This window comes from uncultured Halomonas sp. (genome assembly GCF_947501415.1).
Classification (GTDB): domain Bacteria; phylum Pseudomonadota; class Gammaproteobacteria; order Pseudomonadales; family Halomonadaceae; genus Halomonas.
The window spans coordinates 1-1713 of sequence record NZ_CANMVL010000023.1 but is presented as its reverse complement, the minus strand read 5'-3'; the positions used below and the strand labels follow the sequence as shown (position 1 = coordinate 1713).

1 rRNA gene is annotated in these 1713 nt (G+C 55.2%); it reads left to right on the top strand.

The features are described 5' to 3' along the window. Positions 1 to 173: 173 nt before the first annotated feature. A 16S ribosomal RNA gene (locus Q0894_RS13705) occupies positions 174 to 1713 on the top strand.

The following is a 1713-nucleotide window of genomic DNA, read 5'->3' as shown; positions in this document are numbered from 1 at the left end:
ACGTGAGCCGCTCTTTAACAATCGATCAGGTAATTCATGTGGGCGCTTGTCGATGGCTCGGTGACCATGTCACAGAACCATCAAGGCAAGCGACTCGTCATAGATCGCAAGATCTATTTGAGACGTTTGAACCTTGAGCCAAGTTTGGTGCTACTTCAAGCACTTATGATCTTAAACTGAAGAGTTTGATCATGGCTCAGATTGAACGCTGGCGGCAGGCCTAACACATGCAAGTCGAGCGGAAACGATGGAAGCTTGCTTCCAGGCGTCGAGCGGCGGACGGGTGAGTAATGCATAGGAATCTGCCCGATAGTGGGGGATAACCTGGGGAAACTCAGGCTAATACCGCATACGTCCTACGGGAGAAAGCAGGGGATCTTCGGACCTTGCGCTATCGGATGAGCCTATGTCGGATTAGCTAGTTGGTGAGGTAACGGCTCACCAAGGCCGCGATCCGTAGCTGGTCTGAGAGGATGATCAGCCACATCGGGACTGAGACACGGCCCGAACTCCTACGGGAGGCAGCAGTGGGGAATATTGGACAATGGGCGAAAGCCTGATCCAGCCATGCCGCGTGTGTGAAGAAGGCCCTCGGGTTGTAAAGCACTTTCAGTGGGGAAGAAATCCTCAGGGCCAATACCCCTGAGGGAGGACATCACCCACAGAAGAAGCACCGGCTAACTCCGTGCCAGCAGCCGCGGTAATACGGAGGGTGCAAGCGTTAATCGGAATTACTGGGCGTAAAGCGCGCGTAGGCGGCGTGATCAGCCGGTTGTGAAAGCCCCGGGCTCAACCTGGGAACGGCATCCGGAACTGTCACGCTAGAGTGCAGGAGAGGAAGGTAGAATTCCCGGTGTAGCGGTGAAATGCGTAGAGATCGGGAGGAATACCAGTGGCGAAGGCGGCCTTCTGGACTGACACTGACGCTGAGGTGCGAAAGCATGGGTAGCAAACAGGATTAGATACCCTGGTAGTCCATGCCGTAAACGATGTCGACTAGCCGTTGGGGTCCTTGTGACCTTTGTGGCGCAGTTAACGCGATAAGTCGACCGCCTGGGGAGTACGGCCGCAAGGTTAAAACTCAAATGAATTGACGGGGGCCCGCACAAGCGGTGGAGCATGTGGTTTAATTCGATGCAACGCGAAGAACCTTACCTACTCTTGACATCGTGCGAACTTTCCAGAGATGGATTGGTGCCTTCGGGAACGCACAGACAGGTGCTGCATGGCCGTCGTCAGCTCGTGTTGTGAAATGTTGGGTTAAGTCCCGTAACGAGCGCAACCCCTATCCCTATTTGCCAGCGATTCGGTCGGGAACTCTAGGGAGACTGCCGGTGACAAACCGGAGGAAGGTGGGGATGACGTCAGGTCATCATGGCCCTTACGAGTAGGGCTACACACGTGCTACAATGGCCGGTACAAAGGGTTGCGAAGCCGCGAGGTGTAGCTAATCCCGAAAAGCCGGTCTCAGTCCGGATCGGAGTCTGCAACTCGACTCCGTGAAGTCGGAATCGCTAGTAATCGTGAATCAGAATGTCACGGTGAATACGTTCCCGGGCCTTGTACACACCGCCCGTCACACCATGGGAGTGGACTGCACCAGAAGTGGTTAGCTTAACCTTCGGGAGAGCGATCACCACGGTGTGGCTCATGACTGGGGTGAAGTCGTAACAAGGTAGCCGTAGGGGAACCTGCGGCTGGATCACCTCCTTA